Source organism: Pseudomonas sp. Sample_20, assembly GCF_004307585.1.
Taxonomy (GTDB): Bacteria; Pseudomonadota; Gammaproteobacteria; order Pseudomonadales; family Pseudomonadaceae; genus Aquipseudomonas; species Aquipseudomonas atacamensis.
Genome location: NZ_RCOA01000122.1, coordinates 14,968 through 39,167, shown reverse-complemented (window position 1 = coordinate 39,167; position 24,200 = coordinate 14,968). Strand labels below are relative to the sequence as shown.

The following is a 24,200-nucleotide window of genomic DNA, read 5'->3' as shown; positions in this document are numbered from 1 at the left end:
CCCACCAGGAAATCTCATTGCCTGAACTGTCCCGTTTTTTTGCAGGAGCAATCATGACCCGTCCAAAGAAAGCCGAACCCGCTGCGCACGCCGAGCCGTCGAGAATCCGTGAAGGCCTGCCCTTCCCGCTCGGTGCGACCTGGGATGGTCTGGGGGTGAACTTTGCTCTGTTTTCCGCCAACGCCACCAAGGTCGAGCTGTGCATTTTCGACGATGCCGGCGAGGTCGAACTCGAACGCATCGAGCTGCCGGAATACACCGATGAGATCTACCACGGCTACCTGCCGGATGCGCATCCTGGCTTGATCTACGGCTACCGCGTTTATGGTCCTTATGACCCGGCCAATGGTCACCGCTTCAACCACAACAAACTGCTGATCGACCCGTACGCCAAGCAATTGGTCGGTGAGCTGAAATGGTCGGAGGCGCTGTTCGGCTACACCATCGGCCACCCCGACGCCGACCTCAGTTTCGACGAGCGCGACAGCGCGCCATTCGTGCCCAAGTGCAAGGTCATCGACCCGGCGCACACCTGGGGCAACGACCATCGCGTCAGCGTGCCGTGGGACAAGACCATCATCTATGAAACCCACGTGCGCGGCATCAGCATGCGTCACCCGTCGGTGCCGGAAAACCTGCGTGGCACCTTCGGCGGTCTGATGGTCGACGACGTGCTCGAGCACATTCGCAAGCTCGGTGTTTCGTCTGTCGAACTGCTGCCGATTCACGCCTTCGTCAACGATCAGCATCTGCTGCAAAAAGGCATGACCAACTACTGGGGCTACAACAGCATCGCGTTCTTCGCCCCGGACCCGCGTTATCTGGCCAGTGGCAAGATTGCCGAATTCAAGGAAATGGTGGCGCATCTGCACGATGCCAATCTCGAGGTCATTCTCGACGTGGTGTACAACCACACCGCCGAAGGCAACGAGCAAGGCCCGACGCTGTCGATGCGCGGTATCGACAACGCCTCCTACTACCGCTTGATGCCCGACGACAAGCGCTACTACATCAACGATTCCGGCACCGGTAACACGCTGGACCTGAGTCACCCATGCGTGCTGCAAATGGTCACCGACTCTCTGCGCTACTGGGCCAGTGAGATGCACGTCGATGGCTTCCGCTTCGACCTGGCAACCATTCTTGGCCGTTACCACGATGGTTTCGACGAGCGCCACAGCTTCCTCGTCGCCTGCCGTCAGGACCCGGTGCTGCGTCAGGTGAAAATGATCGCTGAGCCGTGGGACTGCGGTCCCGGCGGCTATCAGGTGGGCAACTTTCCGCCGGGCTGGGTCGAGTGGAACGACAAGTTCCGCGACACCGTGCGTGCGTTCTGGAAAGGTGACGACGCTCAGCTTGCCGATTTCGCCAGCCGCATGACCGCTTCCGGGGAGATGTTCAACCAGCGCGGGCGCCGGCCGTATTCGTCGGTGAACTTCATCACCGCCCACGACGGTTTCACTCTCAACGATCTGGTGTCGTACAACGACAAGCACAACGAAGCCAACGACGAAAACAATCAGGACGGCAGCAACAACAACCTGTCGTGGAACCACGGCGTCGAAGGCCCGACCGACGATCCGGAAATCAACGCTCTGCGCCACCGGCAGATGCGTAATTTCTTCGCCACTCTGCTGCTCGCCCAAGGTACGCCGATGATAGTCGCCGGTGACGAGTTCGCCCGCACCCAGGACGGTAACAACAACGCCTATTGCCAGGACAGCGAGATCGGTTGGGTCAACTGGGACCTGAGCGAGGACGGCAAGGCCCTGCTCAAGTTCGTCAAACGCCTGATCAAGCTGCGCCTGACTTATCCGATCCTGCGTCGCGGACGCTTCCTGGTCGGCGAGTACAACGAAGACATCGGCGTCAAGGACGTGACCTGGCTGGCACCGGACGCCACCGAGATGACCACCGAGCACTGGCACGATGCGCACAATCGCTGCCTCGGCATGCTGCTCGACGGTCGCGCGCAGGAAACCGGCATCCGCCGCAAAGGTGCCGACGCGACCCTGCTGCTGGTGGTCAACGCCCATCACGACATCGTCAACTTCACCCTGCCGGAAGTGCCGGATGGCGGCTTCTGGACCTGCATGATCGACACCAATCAGCCGTCGATTCGCGGCCAGGAGCGCTTTGAATTCGGCCATGAATATTCGGTGACCGGGCGTTCGTTGCTGTTGTTCGAACTGCAACGTGACGAAGAAGATTGATATGGACTTTCAACATTATCTGGCCCGCCGTCCGCCAGATTACGCCGACACCAACGCCCTCGGCCGTTGCCTGAGGGCGATGGTCGAGGCCGGCCTCGACCGCTTGCCGTTACCCGGCAGCGGTCACACGCTGGAGCGCTTTCAGCGTCTTTCGGAAGTCGGCGGACATGATTTAGGCCTGTGCAAACTCTATGAAGGCCACACGGATGCGCTGGCGATCATCGAGCAATTGGGCGGTACGCCAACCCCGGGCAGCACGTGGGGCATGTGGGCTGCGGAACCGCCGCAGGCGCGGGTGAAAGTCACGCCGGCCGGGCATATGGTGACGCTGAACGGGCGCAAGGCCTGGTGCTCTGGCGCTGCGGTGCTCAGCCACGCCTTGCTTACCGCATGGGACGCGGACGGTCAGCAGCAATTGGTTGCAGTCGCACTCGATCAACCTGGCGTGACCATCACCGATCAAGGCTGGCAAGCGGTGGGCATGGCGGCGACCGGTAGCGTTGAAGTGCTGTTCGACAACGCTGAAGCGCAGGCCATTGGCAACCCCGGTGATTACCTGCAACGACCGGGGTTCTGGCAGGGCGGGATCGGTATCGCGGCTTGCTGGTATGGCGCTTCACGGCGGATTGCCGAAGGGCTGCGTCAGCATTGCGCGCAACGCGATGAACCGCACGCCCTCGCCCATCTCGGTGCGACTGACACAGCACTGCAAGCGGCAGCCGATGTGTTGCGCTTCAGCGCGCTGCAAATCGATGCGCAGCCCGAGGCCGACGCTGAATTGCTTGCTCGTCGCGCCCGCGCGGTGGTCGAACAGTCTGCCGAACAGGTGATGCGCGAAGTCGGCCGGGCGCTGGGTGCCGGGCCGTTCTGTCAGGATCGGCATTTCGCCAGGTTGAGTGCCGACCTGCCGGTGTTTCTGCGCCAGAGTCATGCCGAACGCGACCTTGCTGCATTGGGCCAGCAGATTGCTGGTCAGTCCTGCGAGGTCTGGGCGTTATGAAGGACAACCCGATCGTTGGCCAGGGCACTTCATTGCAGCAATGGCAGGCTTCGCGGCGTCTGGCCGAGCTGCCGGCCATCGACATTCTTGACTTGGTACCGCTGGGTTCGCGAGCGGTGATCATCGCACCGCACCCGGATGACGAAGTGCTCGGTTGCGGCGGCATCATGCAGTTGCTGGCGGCAGCCGGACGGCCGTTGCAGTTGATCTCGGTCACCGATGGCAGCGCCAGTCACCCCGGCTCGCAGCGCTGGACAGTCGAGCGATTGAGCGTGGTGCGTCCGCAGGAATCAGCCGAAGCCCTGCGGCGCCTCGGCTTGCCGATGCATAGTCTGAAATGGCTGCGCGGCGGTTTTACCGATACCCAAGTGGCGGCGCAGGAAACCGAGTTGAGCGAATTCATCGCCGGTTATCTGCATGCCAGTGATGTGGTTTTCACTACCTGGCGCCAGGACGGTCACAGCGATCACGAGGCCGTCGGCCGCGCCAGTGTCGAAGCGGCGCGACGCGTTGGTGCGACCTGCCATGAACTTCCGGTCTGGACATGGCACTGGGCAACCCCGGAAGACGCCACGGTGCCATGGGAGCGGGCGCGCAAGATCCTCCTTTCACCGACGCACATAGCACGTAAACGCCACGCCGCGCACGCGTTCGCCAGCCAGTTGGAAGGCGACCGCGACGTCGGCCTCGGGCCGGTGCTCGCGCCCTATGTGCTCGATCGTTTGCTGCAACCTTTTGAAGTGGTGTTCCTGTGAGCGTCGATGACCGCTATTTCGACGGCCTGTTCGCGGGCAATGACGACCCATGGGCGTTCCGCCAGCGCTGGTACGAACAGCGCAAGCGCGCAATCACCCTCGCCGCCCTGCCGCGTCCGCGCTACAGGTCGGTGTTCGAACCGGGTTGCGCCAACGGCGAACTGAGTGCAGAACTGGCTCCGCGCTGCGACCACCTGTTGTGTTGTGACACGGCGAGCGCGGCGGTGAAGCTGGCGCGGACGCGCTTGAGCGTGTTCGGGCATGCCGAAGTCCGCCAGGGCCGCCTTCCAGTTGACTGGCCGGAGGAAAAATTCGACCTGATCGTGTTTAGCGAAGTCGGCTACTACCTCGACGAAAAAGATCTGACAGAAATGATCCGCCGGATCAGTGAGTCACTGACCGCCGACGGCCAATTGCTGGCCTGCCACTGGCGCCCGCCGATCGAGGGCTGCCCCCTGAATGCACGTCAGGTCCACGATCAGATCCACGATCAATTGGCTTTGCCGCGTCTAGTCTTGCATCAGGAGGCGGATTTCATTCTCGAACTGTGGAGCCGCGAGCCACGCTCGGTGGCGGCCCTGGAGGGCTTGCGTTGATCGGTATCGTGATTCCCGCGCACAACGAAGAGGCGCTGCTTGATGAATGCCTGCGTGCAGCGTTGCGCGCCAGCCAGCATGCACAACTGGCCGGCGAGCCGGTGGAAATACTGGTGGTGCTCGACAGTTGCAGCGATGGCTCGGCGCAGATCGTCAGCGCTTATCCGGTGCTCAGCTTGCAGATCGATGCGCGCAATGTTGGCGAAGCCCGCGCCGCCGGTGCGCGCCTGTTGCTCGAGCGTGGTGCCCGCTGGATCGCCTGCACCGACGCCGACAGCCGCGTCGCCGATGACTGGCTGGCGGCGCAACTGGGACTGGAGGCGGACGCAGTGTGCGGCACGGTGACCGTCGAGCACTGGCACGAATCGATCGATGAAGCGGCGCAGATTCGCTATCACCATCACTATCAGGCTCGCGATGGCCATCGACACATTCATGGCGCCAACCTCGGTGTCAGCGCCGAGGCTTATCGTCTGGCCGGCGGTTTCAAGCCGCTGACCTGTGACGAGGACGTGCAACTGGTGCGTGCACTGGAGCGCAGCGGCGCCAATATCGCCTGGAGTCACCGTCCGCAAGTGCACACCAGCGCCCGTCTCGACAGTCGGGCCAAGGGCGGGTTCGGTGACTTTCTGCGCAATCTGGCACAGCTGGAATAAAAAATTACGGATCAGATTGATCTGTGACGCGACGAATCGGCTGTCTTGAGCAATACTCTGCCTCGCAGTAATCCAAGGGTTGGAGCACTGCACCGTTGCTATTCATTTGCCTTCACGGGCCGCGATCAGCATTGGCTGCTCACGACTGAGGGCGAGATACCACAAGGATGTCGCACTCATGAAATCGTCATTGCTCAACGAACACGGCCTGCCGGCACAGATCTGGAACAGCGCGCCGCAACTCGACAATATTCCCGTCATCAACACCCACAGCCTGGTACCCGCCGGCGCCCGCGCCGTGGTCATCGCCCCGCATCCGGGCGACGAAGTGGTCACTTGCGGCGGTCTGCTGCAATTGCTCTCCAGCCTTGGCCATCCCCTGCAATTGCTCTCGATTACCGACGGTAGCGCCAGCCACCCTGGCTCGCGGCAGTGGTCGGAACAGCGCCTGAGCGTATTCCGTCCGCAGGAAAGCGTCGAAGCCCTGCGCCGCCTCGGCCTGCCCATGCACAGCTTGAAGTGGGTGCGCGGCGGCTTTACCGACAACGCACTGAGTGATCAGCAAAGCCAGCTCACCGAGTTCATCGGCCGTTACCTGCGGCCGGGCGACGTGGTGTTCAGTACCTGGCGCAAGGATGGCCCGCCGGATCATGAAGTGGTTGGCCGGGCCAGTTTCGACGCGGCGCAGAAGGCCGGGGCGACCTACCACGATGTGCCGGTGTGGGCCTGGCATTGGCCGGAGCGCGAGCAGCAAATGATTCCCTGGGAACGCGCGCGCAAGCTGCGTCTCGACACCTGGACAGTCGCGCGCAAGAGCCACGCCACCCACGCTTACGCCAGCCAGCTCAAGGGCGAACCGGCCATCGGCATCGCCCCGCTGCTGCCACCGGTGCTGCTGGAGCGGATGCGCTTGCCGTATGAAATCGTCTTCTTCTGAACGGCGGAAGCTCACCATACCTGTGGGAGCGAGCCTGCTCGCGAAAGCGGTGTGTCATGTGTCAGATGTATTGAATGTGATGAAGTCTTCGCGAGCAGGCTCGCTCCCACATTGGCCCAGCAGTAAATCATCGGAAGGAACTGCCACCCCCTCAAACCAGTCGCATGAACAGGCATGGCCCAATTCAGAGGAGTGAACGTGTCCAGCGATCCCAAGCGTCAAGCGGTCGACGCGCCAGTCATTCATCGCCTGCGGGTACTCACGGTCAACACCCACAAGGGCTTCACCGCACTGAATCGGCGGTTCGTTCTACCGGAGCTGCGCGAAGCGATGCGCAGTACCTCGGCCGATCTGGTGTTCCTGCAGGAAGTGGTGGGTGAGCACGAACGCCATTCCAGTCGCTACAACGACTGGCCGCAGACCTCACAGTACGAATTCCTCGCCGACAGCATGTGGAGCGATTTTGCCTACGGGCGCAACGCCGTTTACCCGGATGGCCACCACGGCAACGCGCTGCTGTCGAAATACCCGATCCGCGAATATCGCAACCTCGACGTGTCGATCACCGGGCCTGAACGGCGCGGGCTGTTGCACTGCATTCTTGATGTGCCTGGGCATGCCGAGGTGCATGCAATCTGTGTGCATTTGAGTCTGCTGGAAAGCCATCGGCAATTGCAGTTGCAGCTGCTTTGCCAGTTGCTTGAATCACTGCCCGACGATGCGCCAGTGATTATTGCCGGCGATTTCAATGACTGGCAGTTGCAAGGCAACGCCGCCCTCGCCCGTCGCGATTATCTGCATGAAGCCTTTGAGCGCCATCATGGACGCCCGGCGAAAACCTATCCCGCGCGGTTTCCCTTGCTGAGGCTTGACCGGATCTACCTGCGCAATGCCAGTAGCCACGATCCAAGGATTCTTGGCAACAAGCCGTGGACGCATCTTTCCGATCACTTGCCGTTAGCAGTTGAAGTACACCTGTAGCTGCGTTTTTGACAGCAATTAAATGACAGGCCTTCCCGGCAACTGACGCTCGGGAGGACCTTTCGTCGGCGGCAAAAAACCGTCAGCCGCCTGCTTCGCAAGCGTTTTTCCATGCAAACAAACACTTAGTTATGCGCGGAAAAACAAACGCTTGCAAAGGCTGATTTAAGCGCGCCATTCATCGTGCATTTTCTTGACGCGCAGGCGTCACTCTTCTTATCTCTACCTTACTACCCCCGGAATCACTACTGGGGCTGACCTTCCGGCACTCGCGAAATCGAGCAGCCGCGGTTCGCCCCGCTCTATTCGGTCGCCCCTCGTTCGGGGTAGGAGAGACGCCAAACACGAGATGACGCATGCGCTTGCAAGGTAGACCTCCATGAAAACTTCACTGACCCCACATGAATTGAAAATCACCCTTTGCACAGTGTCAGGTTCACTGTTGCTGTGCTCGTCCATGGAGGCGCATGCGGAATTTTCGGCGGATGAACCCGCGTGGTATCGCGCCGATGTCCCTGTGATGACCTTGCCAGTGACCGTGATAACGCCCGGACCGCTGCCATTGAGTCAGCAGAGTTCGCGCCTGATCACCGAAGATCTTGCGCCCTCCGCATGGGACGAGCTATACGGCAAAAGCGCCCGGCAAGCACAGACCGACGCACTGTCTTCCGGTTATGCGATCGGTGGCGAGTTCAAAGGTCCGGCCGTGGTCACGTTGAAAAGCGCTAACGGGACTACCCAGACCCTTGGTCTTATAGGTGGCGTCAGTCAGGTCCAGCTGAATGCCGATGGTGCGCTGACCCGACGCGCTCTCGCCGACCGCAACACTGACAGCCTCAACCTGCAAGGCCAGAGCCTCGGCGCCTATTACAGTCTGGTGGGTGCGCAAGGCTGGCACGTCGACCTGTCGGCCAGTGGCGGTCGGGTCAGCGGTTTCAGTCGGACCGCGCAAGGTAACCGGCAAGCCACCGAAGGCAATGCGATGACCTTTTCCGTCGAAGGCGGTTACCCGATCGGCTTGAGTGAAAACTGGGTGGTCGAGCCGCAGGCACAACTGATCAACCAGCGCATCAGTCTCGACGCTCCGTACGCCGGCTCGGGCAATGCCTCTTCCACCGACCTGACCGCGTGGAGTGGCCGTGTCGGTGCGCGATTGAAAGGCAGTTATGACTTGAACGGGTTGCCTGTCGAACCCTACGTGCGCACCAACCTTTGGCACACCGTTTACACCGGCAGCACGGTGACGCTCGATCAGGTCGACAAGATCAGCAGCAGCCGCAAGTCTTCAACAGTGGAATTGGGTTTGGGCCTGGTGGCGCGGGTCACACCGGCGGTAAGCCTGTACATGAGCGCCGACTACAGCAGCGATGTGGATGACAATGACCTGAACGGCATTATCGGCAGCCTCGGCGTGCGGATGCGCTGGTGATCTCCAGACTACCGAAAACCCTGTGGGAGCTGGCTTGCCAGCGATGGCGGCGTGTCAGTCAACAAAAATGCTGAATATGACGGCCTCATCGCGGGCAAGCCCGCTCCCACAGTTTTACTGTTCCTGGATCAGCCCTGCGGCTTGAGAATCAACACCGCCAACGGCGGAAGATTCAGTTCCAGCGACAAGGATTGACCGTGACTCGGTACTTCATCGGTCAATGCCCCGCCGCCATTGCCATAGTTGGAGCCGGCGTAAATGTCGGCGTCACTGTTGAACAGCTCGGTCCAGCGCCCGGCAAACGGCACGCCGACCCGATACGACTGGCGCGGTACCGGTGTGAAGTTGGCGACGACCAAAACCGGCGAGCCGTCCTTGCTCCAGCGTAGCCATGCGTAAACGCTGTTGATCGCATCATCGCCAATCAACCACTGGAAGCCTTGCGGCGCGTCGTCCTGATCGTGCAGTGCCGGCTCTTCGCGATACAGCCGATTGAGATCGCCCACCAGTTTCTGCACGCCTTTGTGCTCGGAGTACTGCAGCAGGTACCAGTCCAGTTGCTGATCGTGGTTCCACTCGCGCCACTGGCCAAACTCGCAGCCCATGAACAACAGCTTCTTGCCCGGATGCGTCCACATGAAGCTCAGATAGGCGCGCAAGTTGGCAAATTTCTGCCAGCGGTCGCCGGGCATCTTGTCGATCAGCGAGTGCTTGCCGTGCACCACTTCGTCGTGGGAAATCGGCAGGATGAAGCGCTCGGACCAGGCGTAGACCAGACCAAAGCTCAACTCGTTGTGGTGATGGGCGCGGTACACCGGGTCCTGCTGGATGTAGTGCAGCGAATCGTGCATCCATCCCATGTTCCATTTGTAGGAAAAGCCCAGGCCGCCCTGCTGGGTGCTCTGGCTGACGCCCGGCCATGCGGTGGATTCTTCGGCAATCACCAGCGCACCCGGTGCTTCCAGTTCAACCACGTCGTTCAAATGACGCAGGAAGTCGATGGCCTCCAGGTTCTCGCGACCACCGTGGCGGTTCGGCACCCATTCGCCAGCCTTGCGTGAATAGTCGCGGTACAGCATCGAGGCCACCGCATCGACACGCAGGCCGTCGATGTGGAAGTGTTTCAGCCAGTGCAGCGCCGAGGCCAACATGTAACCGTGCACTTCGGTGCGACCAAGGTTGTAGATCAGCGTGTCCCAATCCTGATGGAAGCCTTCCAGCGGATTGCCGTACTCGTACAGCGCGGTGCCGTCGAACTGCGCCAGACCATGGGTATCGGTGGGGAAATGCGCCGGTACCCAGTCGAGGATCACACCGATGTCGGCTTGGTGACAGGCATTGACGAACGCGGCGAACTGATCCGGCGTGCCATAACGCGCGCTCGGCGCGAATTGCGAAAGCAACTGATAACCCCAGGAACCACCGAACGGGTGCTCCATGATCGGCATCAATTCGATATGGGTGAATCCCAGCTCTTTGACATAAGGAATCAGCCGCTCGGCCAGTTCCGGCCAGGTGTACTGGCGCGCGACTTCGCCGAGATCATCCAGCTCGCACTGCCAGGAGCCGGCGTGCAACTCATAGATCGACAGAGGCTTGGAGCGCTGCTGGCGATCCTGACGGGAATTCATCCACTCGTGATCCTGCCAGTCGATTTGCAACGGCGAGGCGACTTTCGAGGCGGTATCCGGCGGCAGGCTGGTGGCCAGCGCCATCGGGTCGGCCTTGAGCGGCAGAATGCCGTGAGCGCCGAGGATTTCGTACTTGTACAACTCCCCCGCTTGCAAACGCGGAATGAACAACTCCCACACGCCCGAAGGATGGCGCAGGCGCATCGGGTGACGACGACCGTCCCAGACGTTGAAATCGCCAACCACCGAGACACGGCGGGCATTCGGTGCCCACACGGCAAAGCGCACGCCGTCCACGCCATCAACGGTTTTCAGCTGTGCACCGAGGCAAGCGCTGAGGTCACGGTGATTGCCTTCGGCGAACAGATACAAATCCATTTCGCCGAGCAACTGACCAAAGCTGTACGGATCTTCGGCGACCTGCTCGCCACCAGCCCAGCGCGTGCGCAACAGGTACGGTCGCGCCTGATCGAAATGGCCGACAAACAACCCCGGCGTCTCGGTCATCTCCAGCGGGCCAAGCTCTTCGCCGCTGTCCTTGTCCAGCACCGCCACACTCAGCGCACCCGGCAGATAAGCGCGGATGAACTGCCCGCCAGCGCCATCGCCGTGCGGGCCGAGAATGGAAAACGGGTCCTGATGTTCGGCGCGTACCAAGGCATCAATGTCGCGTGCCGAGGGTAACAATGCTTCCTTTACCACACCCTGTTCCTTGTTCGAGAAACTCATGACTACTCTCCACCAAGATCGGAAAAGGGTTTAAGCCCTGTCAATAATCCATACAAGCCGTGCAATGGCACGGGCAGCCACGTTGGGCGGTTTTCCGCCTCGTAGGCCACTTCATAAGCGGCTTTTTCCAGGCCGAACAACGCCAGCGCGGCGTCGGCACCCTGAGGATCCTGCCAGGCATGCTCAAGACTAGCTGCTGCCTCGCGGTATGCCTGGACAAATGCCTCGCGTGCTTCGCGCAGATAACGCTCGGCGACACGTTTACGTGCCGCTTCGGCTTCGGCGCTGTTATCAACGTTGTGCACATTGATGGTCATCGCCGCTGCGTAATCGAACGAACGCAGTACGCCGCTGACATCCTTGTACGGGCTGTGCTTGCCGCGACGCTCGCTCAATGGCCGCGCCGGTTCGCCCTCGAAGTCAATCAAGTAGGCATCGCCCTTGATCACCAGCACCTGACCCAAATGCAAGTCGCCATGCACCCGGATGCGCAAGCCGCCGGTGGCTTTCTTCGCCAGATCCTGCACATGGGCAAGAATGGTTTTCTTCTCGTCGAGCAGACGCTTGACCAGTTTCTGGTCCGCCACGTTCAACTCGCCTTGATGCTGCTTGAGCAGTTTCAAGGCATGTTCGACCTGGGCGGTGACATCCTTGGCCGTCGCGGCCATGTCCTTGCTCGACGACACTTGCGGCGCAAAGTCGGCGTTCTCGGTTGGCGCAGCGAGCACCTGATGCATCTCGCCAAGACGTTGGCCGAGCATGCCGGCGAAGTCCTTCAGCTCGCCCAAGGCGTTGTAATGCTGCTCCTGCTCGGACATGGCGTCGGCCAGTTCATCACGCAGCGCCCGTTCAAGGTTGTTCTGCGTCCATTCCCATGCATCGCCCTGATTGCTCAGATAGCCCTGAGCGATCATCAGCAGATTGTCTTCACCCTGCGCATCGCGGCGAATCACCGAACCCAGCAGTGGCGAGATATTGGCAAACCCGGCCTCGGTCAGGTAAGCGCTCATCTCCAGTTCCGGGTGTACGCCAGAAGCCACTTTGCGTATCAGCTTAAGCACCAGGCTGTTGCCGACAACCACGGAGCTGTTCGATTGCTCGGCCGACAGGTAGCGCACATCCGACTCGGCGCCGAGGCCGAGCTTTTCCAGATGATCTGTCTGTTCGAAGCGGATTTCGCCTTCGATCGACTCCAGTACGGTGTTGTTCTGCATGCCTTGCAGAACGGCGCGGACGAAGGTTTCCAGACTGAACGCATCGGTAATCAGGCCGACCTGACGCACACGGCGTACACGCGATAGCGCCAATTGCTGCGGCAACGGCGGGCCGACATGGTCTTCGCCAATGAAGCCGAACGGCAGTTGATAACGGTTGGTCTGGCCACCGCTGGTGACTTCGATTTCGCTGAGCAGCACTGGATGCTGGGCATCGCCGAAGCGCACGCCATAGGCCAGATTGACCTTTTCGATCGCCGCGTCCTTGCCGGCGAACCAGCGACGGTTCTGCAGCCAGCTCGGCAGGATGCTTTGCTCCAGCGTCGTACGCGACGGTGCTTCGAGCAGCTCTTCCATGCGTTTTTTCAGTACCAGCGTGGTGAAGTCCGGCAGGCTCTGCGCCGGCTCGACGTGCCAGCTCGGCATCTGGTTTTCCGCCGCCAGTGCGAACCAATAGAAGCCATAGGGCGCCAGGGTCAGAAGGAAATTCAACTGACCGATCGGCGGGAACGCGTTACCGCCGAGCATTTCCACCGGCACCATGCCGACGTACGCCGACAGATCCAGCTCCACTGCTTGCGCACTTCGCGAGACGTTGGCCACGCACAGGATGATTTCGTGCTTGCCATCGACATCGGTGTATTCGCGGGTATAAGCCAGCACGCGACGGTTGGCCGGCGAGAGCATTTTCAACGTGCCACGGCCGAACGCTTTCGATTGCTTGCGCACGGCCAGCAGGCGCCGCGTCCAGTTCAACAGCGAATGCGGATCGCCGGACTGGGTTTCGACGTTGACCGACTGATAGCCATACTGCGGATCCATGATCGGCGGCAGTACCAGACTGGCCGGATCGGCGCGGGAGAAACCGCCGTTGCGGTCGATCGACCACTGCATCGGCGTACGCACGCCGTCGCGGTCGCCGAGGTAGATATTGTCGCCCATGCCGATTTCGTCGCCGTAATACAGGGTCGGCGTGCCGGGCATCGACAGCAGCAGGCTGTTGAGCAGTTCGATGCGGCGACGGTCGCGTTCCATCAACGGTGCGAGACGACGGCGAATACCGAGGTTGATCCGCGCGCGACGGTCAGCCGCGTAGTAGTTCCACAGGTAATCGCGCTCGCGGTCGGTGACCATTTCCAGGGTCAGCTCATCGTGGTTGCGCAGGAAAATCGCCCACTGGCAATTCGCCGGAATTTCCGGGGTCTGCCGGAGAATGTCGGTAATCGGGAAGCGATCTTCCTGCGCCAGCGCCATGTACATGCGCGGCATCAGCGGGAAGTGGAAGGCCATGTGGCATTCGTCGCCATTGACGCCAGCGGCATCGGTGTCACCGAAATACAGCTGAGTGTCTTCCGGCCACTGATTGGCCTCGGCCAGCAGCATCCGGTCGGGGTAGTTGGCGTCGATCTCGGCACGGATTTGCTTGAGGACGTCGTGGGTCTCGGGCAGGTTTTCGTTGTTGGTGCCGTCGCGCTCGATCAGGTACGGGATCGCGTCAAGGCGCAGGCCGTCGATGCCCATGTCCAGCCAGTAGCGCATCACCGACAACACGGCTTTCATGACTTGCGGGTTATCGAAGTTCAGATCCGGCTGGTGCGAATAGAAGCGGTGCCAGAAGTACTGACCGGCGACCGGGTCCCAAGTCCAGTTGGATTTCTCGGTGTCGAGGAAGATGATCCGCGTGCCGTCGTATTTCTGGTCGTCATCGGACCAGACGTAGAAATCCCGCGCCGCCGAACCCGGCTTGGCTTTACGTGCACGCTGGAACCACGGGTGCTGGTCGGACGTGTGGTTGATGACCAGTTCGGTAATCACCCGCAGCCCGCGCTTGTGCGCTTCGGCAATGAAGCGCTTGGCGTCGGCCATGGTCCCGTAGTCGCTGTGCACGCCACGGTATTCGGCGATGTCGTAACCGTCGTCGCGACGTGGCGAGGGATAGAACGGCAGCAGCCAGATGGTGTTGACGCCGAGGTCGGCAATGTAATCGAGTTTGGCGATAAGCCCGGGAAAGTCGCCGATCCCGTCATTGTTGGAGTCGAAAAACGATTTGACGTGAACCTGATAGATCACCGCGTCCTTGTACCAGAGCGGGTCTTTGATGAAGGCGGCTGCCTTGGGTTTCTTCGCCATGTGGAACTCCTGTTGAATACTTTATGGGCGTCCCACGACGATCGTTCCCATGCTCTGCGTGGGAATGCCGCCATGGACGCTCTGCGTCCGCTTTGGGACGCGGAGCGTCCCGGGATGCATTCCCACGCAGAGCGTGGGAACGATCATTACGTGGCGCTGATCCGCCAAATCCCGAACGGCTGATACGCCGGATCGATGCGCATGAACTGATATTTGCCGTGCCAGTCCCAGCGATGGCCATTCATCAAATCTTCGCCATGGGTGGTGGCGTCGTCCGGCAGGCCCATTTCCCACAGCGGCAGTTCGAAATTCGCTTCCTGCACGTTATGCGGATCGAGGCTGACCGCGACCAGAATGAAATTGCTGCCATCGGCGCTGCGCTTGCCGAAGTACAGAATGTTGTCGTTCCAGGCGTTGTAGATTTTCAGCCCCAGATGCGTGTGCAGCGCCGGATTCTGCCGGCGAATGCGATTGAGCTGAGCGATCTCGGCAATGATGTTGCCGGGCGCGGTGAAATCGCGGACACGGATCTCGTATTTCTCCGAATCCAGGTATTCCTCTTTGCCCGGCACCGGCGCCGATTCGCACAATTCGAAACCGGAATACATGCCCCACAGCCCCGAGCCCATAGTCGCCAACGCCGCGCGAATGAGGAAACCGGGACGCCCCGACTCATGCAAAAACGCCGGGTTGATGTCCGGGGTATTGACGAAGAAATTCGGCCGGTAGCATTCGCGCCACGGCGACTGATTCAGCTCGGTGAAATATTCCGCCAGCTCGGCCTTGGTATTGCGCCAGGTGAAATAGGTGTAGCTCTGCGAATACCCGACCTTGCCCAGACGCGCCATCATCGCCGGCGTGGTGAAGGCCTCGGCGAGGAAGATCACTTCCGGATACAGCGTGCGCACATCGGCGATCAGCCATTGCCAGAACGGCAGCGGTTTGGTGTGCGGGTTGTCGACGCGGAAGATTTTCACGCCTTCCTTGACCCAGCCGACGACGATGTCGCGCAACTCGACCCAGAGGCTCGGAATCGCGTCCGGCGCATAGAAGTCGACGTTGACGATGTCCTGGTATTTCTTCGGCGGATTTTCGGCATATTTGATCGTGCCGTCCGGGCGCCAGTTGAACCAGCCCGGATGCTCCTTGAGCCACGGGTGGTCCTGGGAGCACTGGATGGCGAAGTCGAGAGCGATTTCCAGACCGTGATCGGCGGCGGCGGCCACCAAACGGCGGAAATCTTCACGGGTGCCGAGTTGCGAGTGAATCGCTTCGTGGCCACCCTCCTCGCTGCCGATCGCGTACGGACTGCCGGGATCGTCCGGGCCGGCAGTCAGGGAATTGTTGCGGCCCTTGCGGTGGGCGCGGCCGATTGGATGGATCGGCGTGAAGTACAGCACGTCGAAGCCCATGTCCTGAATCATCGGCAGACGCGAATGCACATCGTTGAAAGTGCCGTGACGCTGGGGATCGTCGGTGATCGAGCGCGGAAACAGCTCGTACCAACTGGCGAACTCGGCGAGTTCGCGCTCGACGTCCATGGGGAATTCGGCGCTGATGCTCAGATAGGCACGGTGATCGGCCTGGGCCATCAGCTCTGCACTGCGCGAGTGCAGAAACAGGGCGACCTGCTCGGTTTCGAGCAGGCCCGACAATTCATGGTGCAGCGCCGCGAGCTGCTCGCTGAGCTGGCCTTCGCTGCGTTCGGCGGCCTGTTGCACCATCGTCCGGCCTTCCTGCAGCTCCAGAGAAACCGGCACCGCCGCGCTGTGCTTCTTTTCCAGTTCGTACTGGAAGCTGGCGAAATGGTCGATCCACGCTTCGATGCAATACAGGTAGCGGCCCTGTTCCTCGGGGCGGAACTGGCCTTGCCAGGTGTTGTTGCCCTGATCGGACATGACCTCGGTCTGCCAGGTTTCCTGGCCTTCCTCGCGCCAGCGAATGCGCACGGCGAGCTTGTCATGGCCGTCGGCAAACACCTTGCTAGTCACCACCACTTCGCGCCCGGCAATCGATTTGGCGGCGAACTGGCCGCCGTCGAGAGTCGGCATGGTGTTTTCGATGACGATGCGTGGCAGCAGCAACGCCTGCGACAGCGGCATGTGCGGGTTGTAACTCAGCTCTGAAGGTCTTTCAGCAGTCATTGAGCATCTCTCCTTAACGCCCCAAGGACGCTCTTGTGCCGGAACAGTATTCGCGACAAAGCGCCGGCCCTGTCATGAACTCACTTAGGTTCCGAGCAACCGGCGCGGGGAAAAGTTCAGATGAAATTAACAAGACAAACCTGCGGATCGAATTTGTCGTGGCCGGGTCAACTCACTTAAGCACGTCCCACGCCATGTGCCATACGGAGGTCACCTGATGAGCATCCCGATCCCGGCGGAAACGCCCGATCCGAACATCGACAAACCCACCCTGCCGGACACCGAACCGCCACCGGTGCCCGAGCAAGAGCCACCCGGCACCACGCCACCGCCGAAAGAAGAGCCACCGAGCACGATGCCGCCGGTGATCGTCTGACCCCTGCCTCCTGATCGTTCCCACGCGCAGCAAAGGAATGCAGCCCGGGACGCTCTGCGTCCCATCCAGAGCCGAACGCGGAGCGTCCGTTGACGGCAGAGCGTGGGAACGATCATCTGCCGGCGGGAAGTCAGAGGTGGTCGTTCTTGTCGACATCCTTTTCGAACACTCTCACCACGTACGGCATCACGCTGAAGATCGCCAGTGCCAGAATGGTACTGAGCAATGCCGTCGCTTCCTTGCCCAGCCCCGCCGCCACGCCGATCGCCGCCGTCATCCATAAGCCCGCCGCTGTGGTCAGGCCTTTGACATGCGCCTCGTCGCCCTGCTGATTTTTCAGTATGGTGCCGGCGCCGAGAAAGCCGATCCCGGCAATCACGCCCTGCAAGACCCGACTCATCGCATCGGATTCCGCTCCCGAGGTCTGTGGCACCAATACAAACAACGCCGCGCCCAGCGCCACCAGCATGTGCGTGCGCACGCCCGCTGCCTTGCCTTTATGCTCGCGCTCGAAACCGAGTATCCCGCCGAGAATCGCCGCCATCACCAGGCGTACGGTGATCCGGGTCATTTGCGAGGCATCACCGATATCGGCGAACTCGGCTTGCATCGTGGCCCACACTTCATCCCACCAGTCTTCCATCGTGCCTCCCTTGTTATTGGCTTGATAAGCGATGGACAACAGCGACCATTAATCGGTTGCGCAGAACGATCGGCGCGCTGCGCTTCCTAATGTGCACACCTCCCTGGAACAAGGACTGCCGCCATGCCCGTGCGAATCGATGAATCCAACCCCGAGCAGAAAGTGTGTTTTTTTACCGTCGAGCATGGTGAGGAAATTCGCATCTGCGACACCCTGGAAGTCATGACCGATAGCGACAAAGCCATGTCGTTCGTGGAAATCGAAGGCAAACGTACTTACATCACTGAAGCAGAAGCCGATGCCTTGACCGTCGCTGGGGCCAAGGACGGGCGCAAACATCTGAAGGCCGATGACAGTGATTCGGTGGTTTGATTGACCTCGATCAACATCCGCCGCAGACGCCTGCAATAGGCGTTTGCGCCGCGCCTGGCAGGTTGCTTCAAGTTGTCGCAGGCACTGCGCCAAACCTCATCTGATCCGCTTTTTATTGCCAAACCTGAGTCTGTTCTGCAAACAGATCGGCGCTCATAGTGCATCGGCCTGATGGAGGCTGATGAGCGAACGAACATGAGCGAGCAAATCCCCGTCCGAACCGTAGAAGCATCGCCAACGATAAAAAGCGTACCCGCGCGCCCACTGAAGGCGACTGCCGGCTCCACCGACAAGCAGATCCACACTCGCAGTTTCACCGGCCTGTTCCGCAACCTGCGTATGAGCGGTGCCGGACTTCTGTTTGTGCTGTTCTTCGGCACCGTGTGGCTGAACTGGGGCGGTCGGCAAGCGGTGCTGTGGGATCTGGCGGAAAGCAAATTCCACATCTTTGGCGCGACGTTCTGGCCGCAGGATTTCATTCTGCTTTCGGCGCTATTGATCATTGCTGCGTTCGGACTCTTCGCCATCACCGTGTTTGCCGGTCGCGTCTGGTGCGGTTACACCTGCCCGCAGAGTTCGTGGACGTGGATCTTCATGTGGTGCGAGAAGATCACCGAAGGCGAGCGCAACCAGCGCATCAAACTGCAAGCGGCGCCGTGGAGCCTGAACAAACTGGCGCGGCGTGCCGCCAAGCACACGCTGTGGCTGGCAATCAGCGTGATCACCGGCCTGACCTTCGTCGGCTATTTCACCCCGATCCGGCCGCTGGCCGAAGAACTGCTGACCCTGCAGATCGGTGGCGTCAGCCTGTTCTGGGTGCTGTTTTTCGCCGCCGCCACGTACATCAACGCCGGTTGGTTGCGTGAGGCGGTGTGCATGCACATGTGCCCGTATGCGCGCTTCCAGAGTGTGATGTTCGACAAAGACACGCTGACCATTGCCTACGACGCCGCCCGCGGCGAAAACCGCGGCCCGCGCAAGCGTGACGTGCGCCCGGTCGAAGCCGGCCTGGGTGATTGCATCGACTGCCAGTTGTGCGTGCAGGTCTGCCCGACCGGCATCGATATCCGCGATGGCTTGCAAATGGAATGCATCGGCTGCGCAGCATGCATCGACGCCTGCGATTCGATCATGGACAAAATGCATTACCCGCGTGGCCTGATCCGCTACAGTTCCGAGCGCGAATTGCAGGGCGGCAAGACCCACCTGCTGCGTCCGCGTTTGATTGGCTACACGGCGGTGTTGCTGGTGATGATCGGAGCGTTGGCACTCGCACTCATCGAGCGGCCGATGGTGTCGCTGGACGTGACCAAGGATCGCGGGCTGTTCCGCGAGAACGCCCAGGGGCAGATCGAGAATATTTATTCGCTGAAAGTGATCAACAAGACTCAGCAACGGCAGGATTACCGGTTGAGTCTGGTTGATGGCGACGGGTTTGAGTTGCAGGGCAAAACGGCATTGAGCCTGGCGCCCGGGGAGATTGTCGATGTGCCGGTGTCGGTGGCGATGACCACCGAGCGCCCGGCGAGCAGTTCGCAGACATTGAGTTTCAGGATTGAAGACAGTGACGAGCCGCAGGTATACAGCGTGGCGAACAGCCGGTTTGTGGCGCCGATGAATCGTTGAGGAGCTGGCATTGCTGCCCTCACCCCAGCCCTCTCCCGGAGGGAGAGGGAGCCGACCGAGGTGTCTGTCGCTATGCATCGACCTGAAAGACCGAGTCGATTATGGATTCGGCAAAGCACTGTCAGGTCGGCATATTTCATCAGCATCCCCCAATCAGTCCCCTCTCCCTCTGGGAGAGGGCTAGGGTGAGGGCTCCTTCCCTGACACCCCACAAAATCAAGTCCACCAAGGCCCACCGATGAAACGCTACGAAAAATTCGCCGACGACATCGCTGAACTGATCCGCTCCGGCGTCCTCGGCCCTGGCCAGCGGGTACCGTCGGTGCGCTATGCCAGCCAGGCTTACGGGGTCAGCCCGTCGACCGTGTTCCAGGCCTATTACCTGCTCGAACGCCGCGGCCTGATCCGCGCCCGGCCGCGCTCCGGTTACTTCGTCAACGCCCATACGCCGAGCACATTTTCCGAGCCGGTGATCAGCAGCCAGGTCAACGAATCCACCGAGGTTGACGTCAGCGAACTGGTGTTCTCGGTACTCGATTCGATCAAAGATCCCAATACCGTACCGTTCGGCTCGGCCTTCCCCAGCCCGACGCTGTTCCCGCTGCAACGCCTGTCGCGCTCCCTGGCCAGCGCCGCGCGGGAGATGGATCCGCGCATGGTCGTCACCGATATGTCGCCGGGCAACCCGCAACTGCGCCGACAGATTGCCCTGCGCTACATGGTCGGCGGGCTGATGCTGCCGATGGAAGAGCTACTGATCACCAACGGCGCTCTCGAAGCGCTGAACCTGTGCCTGCAAGCAGTGACCGAGCCCGGCGATCTGGTGGCCATCGAGGCCCCGGCGTTTTATGCCTGCCTGCAAGTGCTGGAGCGCCTGAAGCTCAAGGCTGTCGAAATCCCCGTGCACCCGCGTGACGGCATCGACCTCGGCGTGCTCGCGCAGACTCTGGAACGCCATCCGATCAAGGCCTGCTGGTGCATGACCAGTTTCCAGAACCCGATGGGCGCGACCGTGCCCGAGGCGAAGAAACAGGAACTGGTCGAACTGCTGCGTCAGCATCAGGTGCCGCTGATCGAGGACGACGTCTACGCCGAGCTTTATTACGGGCAACAGGCGCCAAAACCGGCCAAGGCTTTTGATACTGAAGGATTGGTCATGCATTGCGGCTCGTTCGCCAAAAGTCTCGCCCCCGGTTATCGCATCGGCTGGGTGGCGGCCGGGCGTTTCGCGCAGAAGATCGAGCGACTGAAGCTGATGACCTCGCTGTGCGCTTCGATGCCGGCGCAAGCGGCAATTGCCGATTATCTGCAACACGGCGGCTACGATCGGCATCTGCGCAAACTGCGTTATGCCCTGGAAGAACAGCAGAGCGCGATGCTCGCGGCGATTGCTCGGTATTTTCCGGCGCAGACCCGGGTCAGCCAGCCGGCGGGCGGCTACTTTCTGTGGCTGGAATTGCCGGAGCAGATGGATTCGCTGAAATTATTTCAAATGGCATTGGCACAAGGCATCAGCATCGCGCCGGGGCCGATCTTCTCACCGACCCAGCGCTTCAGAAATTGCATTCGCTTGAATTACGGCAGCCCGTGGACCGAGGAATCGGAAAAGGCCATGGAGACGTTGGGGCGGATTGTGCGGTCGTTCTGAGGGATAGATGTTGTCTGGACTGGCCCCTTCGCGAGCAGGCTCGCTCCCACATGGGGTCTGTATTCACAAATCCACTGTGGGAGCGAGCTTGCTCGCGAAGAGGCCGGTATTAACGACAAAAAGCTCAAAGCCCTACCGCCCGCCCCCCAAATCAACAAACGTCCCGGTCGCATACGACGCCTTGTCCGACAGCAACCAGACAATCGCCTCCGCCACTTCATCCGGCCGCCCGCCCCGGGCCATGGGAATCGCCGACTCAAGCTTGCTGACTCGATCCGGGTCGCCGCTCAGCGCATGGAAGTCGGTATAGATGTAGCCCGGACGCACGGCATTGACGCGAATGCCCTCGCCTGCGACCTCTTTCGACAGACCGATAGTGAAGGTGTCGAGCGCACCCTTGGATGCGGCGTAATCAACGTACTCGTTCGGCGAACCGAGGCGTGCCGCGACCGAGGAGACGTTGACGATGCTGCCGCCCTGCCCGCCGTGTTTGGGCGACATGCGCAGGATCGCGTGTTTGGCGCAGAGGATCGGCGCCAGCACGTTGGTTTTCATGATTTTGAGGATGCGGAATTCGGACATCTCATCGACCCGCGATTTCTGCCCAACGGTGCCGGCGTTGTTGACCAGCGCGGTGACGCGGCCCAGTTCGGTGTCGACGCGATGAAACATCGCGATCACTTCGTCTTCGATGCTGACATCGGCGCGAACCGCGATGGCCTGGGCGCCCAAGGCGCGAACCTGCTCGAGCACGCTGTGTGCGGCCTGTTCATCCGACTGATAGTTGATGCAGATCCGGTAGCCCTGTTCGGCTGCCAGCAATGCCGTAGCCGCGCCGATTCCGCGCCCGCCACCGGTGATGACAATGACTTTATCCATGCTGGCCTTCCCTCACGTGCACACGTAACAGTCGGGGGAAGAATAACTGCGATTGGCGGGTTTTGCATGTGGCGCCTATTCGGGCGCCTTCGCGAGCAAGCTCGCTCCAACAGGGTCTCTCAGACCACCGCCAGCCGTTGCCCGCGCACGATGTCCTGCATGAAACGCTCCGCCGGCATCGGGTGGCCAAGCAGATAGCCCTGCAGCGAATCACAGCCCAGTTTGGTCAGAAAATCCTGTTGCGCGCCGGTCTCGACACCCTCGGCGACAATCCGCAGATCCAGGGCCTGCCCCAGCGCAACAATCGCCGAGACGATCGCCGCATCATCGCTGTCGTGCTCCAGATCACGGACGAAACCACGGTCGATCTTCAGCTCATTGGCCGGCAGGCGCTTGAGGTACATCAGGCTGGAATAACCGGTGCCGAAGTCGTCGATCGACAGGTCGACGCCCATGTCCGACAGCTCTTGCAGCACGGTCATGCTCGCGTCAGCGTCGCTCATCGCTGTGGTTTCAGTGATTTCCAGGGTCAGGCTGTTGGCCGGCAAATGGTGGGTCGCCAGCGCCTTGGCCACGCTTTGCACCAGCCCGGCATGGCAGAACTGCAAGGCCGAGAGGTTCACGGCAATGCGCCAGTCGGTGTAACCGAGCACGTACCATTCGCGCATCTGCCGGCAGGCTTCGTTGAGCACCCATTCACCCATTGGAATGATCAGCCCGGTTTTCTCCGCCAGATCAATGAACTTGTCCGGCATCAACATGCCATGCAGCGGATGCTTCCAGCGCAGCAGCGCTTCGGCACCGACGGGGCGACCGTTGGCGGCGTCGAATTTGGGCTGGTAATGCAGGCAGAACTGGTTGTGCTCGATGGCCGCGCGCAGGTCCTGCAACAGTTGCAGTTGTTTGCGCGCGTTGGTGTTCATCGACGCATCGAAGAAGCTGTAGCCGTTCTTGCCGCCACCCTTGGCGTGGTACATCGCGGCGTCGGCGTTCATCAGCAGTTCCTGGGCGTTGGCGCCGTTGCCCGGATACAGGGCAATGCCGACACTGGCGGAAATCTGCAGATCATGCTCGGCGACGCGGAACGTGCGACCGATCAGGCCGACCTGACGCGCGGCCAGGCTCAAGGCGTCATTGGGCTCGCTCAAGCGCACCAGCAAAACGAATTCATCGCCACCGATCCGCGCCAGCGTGTCCTGGCTGCGCAAGTCTTCACGCAGACGCGCGCCGACCTCGCGCAGCAATTGGTCGCCCATGTGATGGCCGAATGCGTCGTTGACCGGTTTGAAGCCGTCGAGGTCGATGAACATCAAGGCGAAGCAGCCACCCTGCTCTTGCACCTTTTTGATCGCCTGATTGATGCGGTCGTCGAGCAGCATGCGGTTGGGCAGACTGGTCAGCGGATCGTGCAAGGCCAGTTGGGTGAGCTCGCGGTTGGCCACCGTCAGCGAGTGCGCCAGATCAGCCGTGCGCGCTTCGAGGCGGGCATCGAGAATCGAGGTCAACAGGGCAATCGACAACACCGCCAGCGTGGTGACCACGACCAGACTGTCGAGGCCATTGCCCTTCAAGCCATTGAGTGTCGCGCCGCAGAAACTGCCGTCAGGAAACTGCGCCGCCGCCATGCCGGTGTAATGCATGCCAACAATCGCCACACCCATGATCACCGCCGCGCCGGCACGAATCAGCCGCACATAGGGCGATTGCTGGCGCAGGCGAAAGGCAATCCACAACGCCGCTGCCGAGGCGCCGACGGCAATCAGCAGGGAGGCGCTGAACAATGTCGGGTCGTAATCGATGCCCGGGGTCATGCGCAGCGCGGCCATACCGGTGTAATGCATGGCGCTGATGCCCGCCCCCATGATCAACGCACCGAAGGCCAGTTGCGCCAGGGGCAGCTTCGGCTGGCTGACCAGCCACAAGGCGAAACCGCAGGACAGCACCGCGATCAGCAGCGACAGCGCAGTGAGGGCGAAGTCATAGCCCAGGTCGATCGGCAATTTGAAGGCGAGCATGCCGATGAAATGCATCGACCAGACGCCAACGCCCATCGCCAACGCCCCGCCCGCCGTCCAGAAATGCACGGCCCGGCCTTTCGCCGTGGCGATGCGCCCAGTCAGGTCGAGCGCCGTGTAGGAAGCCAGAATGGCCACGCACAGCGAGATGAAAACCAAAGTGAAGGAATAGCTGCCGATGAGCATGGACGTTCTCGTGACAAGCCGAAACCGTACTGCTTCCATT

The 24,200-nt window shown here is 60.9% G+C and carries 18 protein-coding genes; 12 read left to right on the top strand and 6 right to left on the bottom strand.

What is annotated here, in order from left to right:
- Window positions 1-53 precede the first annotated feature (53 nt).
- From glgX to D8U70_RS23730, 8 genes are all read left to right on the top strand, one after another.
- A complete protein-coding gene (gene glgX, locus D8U70_RS23765; RefSeq protein ID WP_041480983.1) occupies window positions 54-2,213 on the top strand; it encodes a glycogen debranching protein GlgX in 2,160 nt (719 codons plus the stop codon).
- Window position 2,214: 1 nt separating this feature from the next.
- Window positions 2,215-3,213: an acyl-CoA dehydrogenase gene (locus D8U70_RS23760; protein WP_024012877.1), complete on the top strand. Its 999-nt coding sequence runs from the start codon at window positions 2,215-2,217 to the stop codon at window positions 3,211-3,213.
- Window positions 3,210-3,968: a PIG-L family deacetylase gene (locus D8U70_RS23755; protein ID WP_130929879.1), complete on the top strand. Its 759-nt coding sequence runs from the start codon at window positions 3,210-3,212 to the stop codon at window positions 3,966-3,968. Before D8U70_RS23760 ends, D8U70_RS23755 begins: the two co-directional genes overlap by 4 nt.
- Window positions 3,965-4,564 (top strand): SAM-dependent methyltransferase, encoded by a 600-nt coding sequence (locus D8U70_RS23750; RefSeq protein ID WP_130929878.1) that lies wholly within the window; start codon window positions 3,965-3,967, stop codon window positions 4,562-4,564. Before D8U70_RS23755 ends, D8U70_RS23750 begins: the two co-directional genes overlap by 4 nt.
- Window positions 4,561-5,220, top strand: a complete 660-nt coding sequence (locus D8U70_RS23745) for a glycosyltransferase (RefSeq protein WP_130929877.1) — start codon at window positions 4,561-4,563, stop codon at window positions 5,218-5,220. The genes D8U70_RS23750 and D8U70_RS23745 overlap by 4 nt, the downstream gene beginning before the upstream one ends.
- Window positions 5,221-5,398: 178 nt before the next feature.
- Window positions 5,399-6,157: a PIG-L family deacetylase gene (locus tag D8U70_RS23740; RefSeq protein ID WP_016774638.1), complete on the top strand. Its 759-nt coding sequence runs from the start codon at window positions 5,399-5,401 to the stop codon at window positions 6,155-6,157.
- Between the two features lie 198 nt (window positions 6,158-6,355).
- Window positions 6,356-7,138, top strand: a complete 783-nt coding sequence (locus D8U70_RS23735) for an endonuclease/exonuclease/phosphatase family protein (protein WP_016774637.1) — start codon at window positions 6,356-6,358, stop codon at window positions 7,136-7,138.
- 379 nt (window positions 7,139-7,517) lie between these two features.
- A complete protein-coding gene (locus tag D8U70_RS23730) occupies window positions 7,518-8,567 on the top strand; it encodes an autotransporter outer membrane beta-barrel domain-containing protein (protein ID WP_130929876.1) in 1,050 nt (349 codons plus the stop codon).
- 128 nt (window positions 8,568-8,695) lie between these two features.
- On the opposite strand, the gene glgB is transcribed toward D8U70_RS23730, so the two are convergent.
- From glgB to D8U70_RS23710, 3 genes are all read right to left on the bottom strand, one after another.
- Window positions 8,696-10,927 (bottom strand): 1,4-alpha-glucan branching protein GlgB, encoded by a 2,232-nt coding sequence (gene glgB, locus D8U70_RS23720; protein WP_016774635.1) that lies wholly within the window; start codon window positions 10,925-10,927, stop codon window positions 8,696-8,698.
- 2 nt (window positions 10,928-10,929) lie between these two features.
- The gene (treS, locus tag D8U70_RS23715; RefSeq protein WP_122704402.1) at window positions 10,930-14,271 is read right to left on the bottom strand and encodes a maltose alpha-D-glucosyltransferase; all 3,342 of its coding nucleotides are present in this window, start codon (window positions 14,269-14,271) and stop codon (window positions 10,930-10,932) included.
- Between the two features lie 146 nt (window positions 14,272-14,417).
- Entirely contained in the window at window positions 14,418-16,415 is a 1,998-nt protein-coding gene (locus tag D8U70_RS23710; protein WP_016774633.1) for an alpha-1,4-glucan--maltose-1-phosphate maltosyltransferase, read from the bottom strand.
- A 217-nt stretch (window positions 16,416-16,632) separates the two neighbouring features.
- Between D8U70_RS23710 and D8U70_RS27825 the strand changes: the two genes are divergently transcribed.
- Window positions 16,633-16,791 (top strand): hypothetical protein, encoded by a 159-nt coding sequence (locus tag D8U70_RS27825; RefSeq protein WP_163012245.1) that lies wholly within the window; start codon window positions 16,633-16,635, stop codon window positions 16,789-16,791.
- Window positions 16,792-16,921: 130 nt separating this feature from the next.
- On the opposite strand, the gene D8U70_RS23705 is transcribed toward D8U70_RS27825, so the two are convergent.
- Window positions 16,922-17,434 (bottom strand): MgtC/SapB family protein, encoded by a 513-nt coding sequence (locus D8U70_RS23705; RefSeq protein WP_016774631.1) that lies wholly within the window; start codon window positions 17,432-17,434, stop codon window positions 16,922-16,924.
- Between the two features lie 123 nt (window positions 17,435-17,557).
- Between D8U70_RS23705 and D8U70_RS23700 the strand changes: the two genes are divergently transcribed.
- The 3 genes from D8U70_RS23700 to mapR all read left to right on the top strand — a co-directional run bounded on the left by D8U70_RS23700 (window position 17,558) and on the right by mapR (window position 21,080).
- The gene (locus D8U70_RS23700) at window positions 17,558-17,806 is read left to right on the top strand and encodes a DUF3203 family protein (protein ID WP_024012873.1); all 249 of its coding nucleotides are present in this window, start codon (window positions 17,558-17,560) and stop codon (window positions 17,804-17,806) included.
- A 195-nt stretch (window positions 17,807-18,001) separates the two neighbouring features.
- Window positions 18,002-19,432 carry a cytochrome c oxidase accessory protein CcoG gene (gene ccoG / locus D8U70_RS23695; RefSeq protein ID WP_122507281.1) on the top strand — a complete coding sequence of 477 codons (1,431 nt, stop codon included), beginning with the start codon at window positions 18,002-18,004 and terminating at the stop codon, window positions 19,430-19,432.
- A gap of 238 nt (window positions 19,433-19,670) precedes the next feature.
- A complete protein-coding gene (gene mapR / locus D8U70_RS23690) occupies window positions 19,671-21,080 on the top strand; it encodes a GntR family transcriptional regulator MpaR (protein WP_071172353.1) in 1,410 nt (469 codons plus the stop codon).
- A gap of 132 nt (window positions 21,081-21,212) precedes the next feature.
- Here the strand turns inward: mapR and D8U70_RS23680 are convergent, their stop codons facing one another.
- A complete protein-coding gene (locus tag D8U70_RS23680) occupies window positions 21,213-21,959 on the bottom strand; it encodes an SDR family oxidoreductase (RefSeq protein WP_041480996.1) in 747 nt (248 codons plus the stop codon).
- A gap of 119 nt (window positions 21,960-22,078) precedes the next feature.
- On the bottom strand, window positions 22,079-24,160 hold the full coding sequence (locus D8U70_RS23675) for an EAL domain-containing protein (RefSeq protein ID WP_130929875.1): 2,082 nt from the start codon (window positions 24,158-24,160) through the stop codon (window positions 22,079-22,081).
- Between the last annotated feature and the right edge of the window lie 40 nt (window positions 24,161-24,200).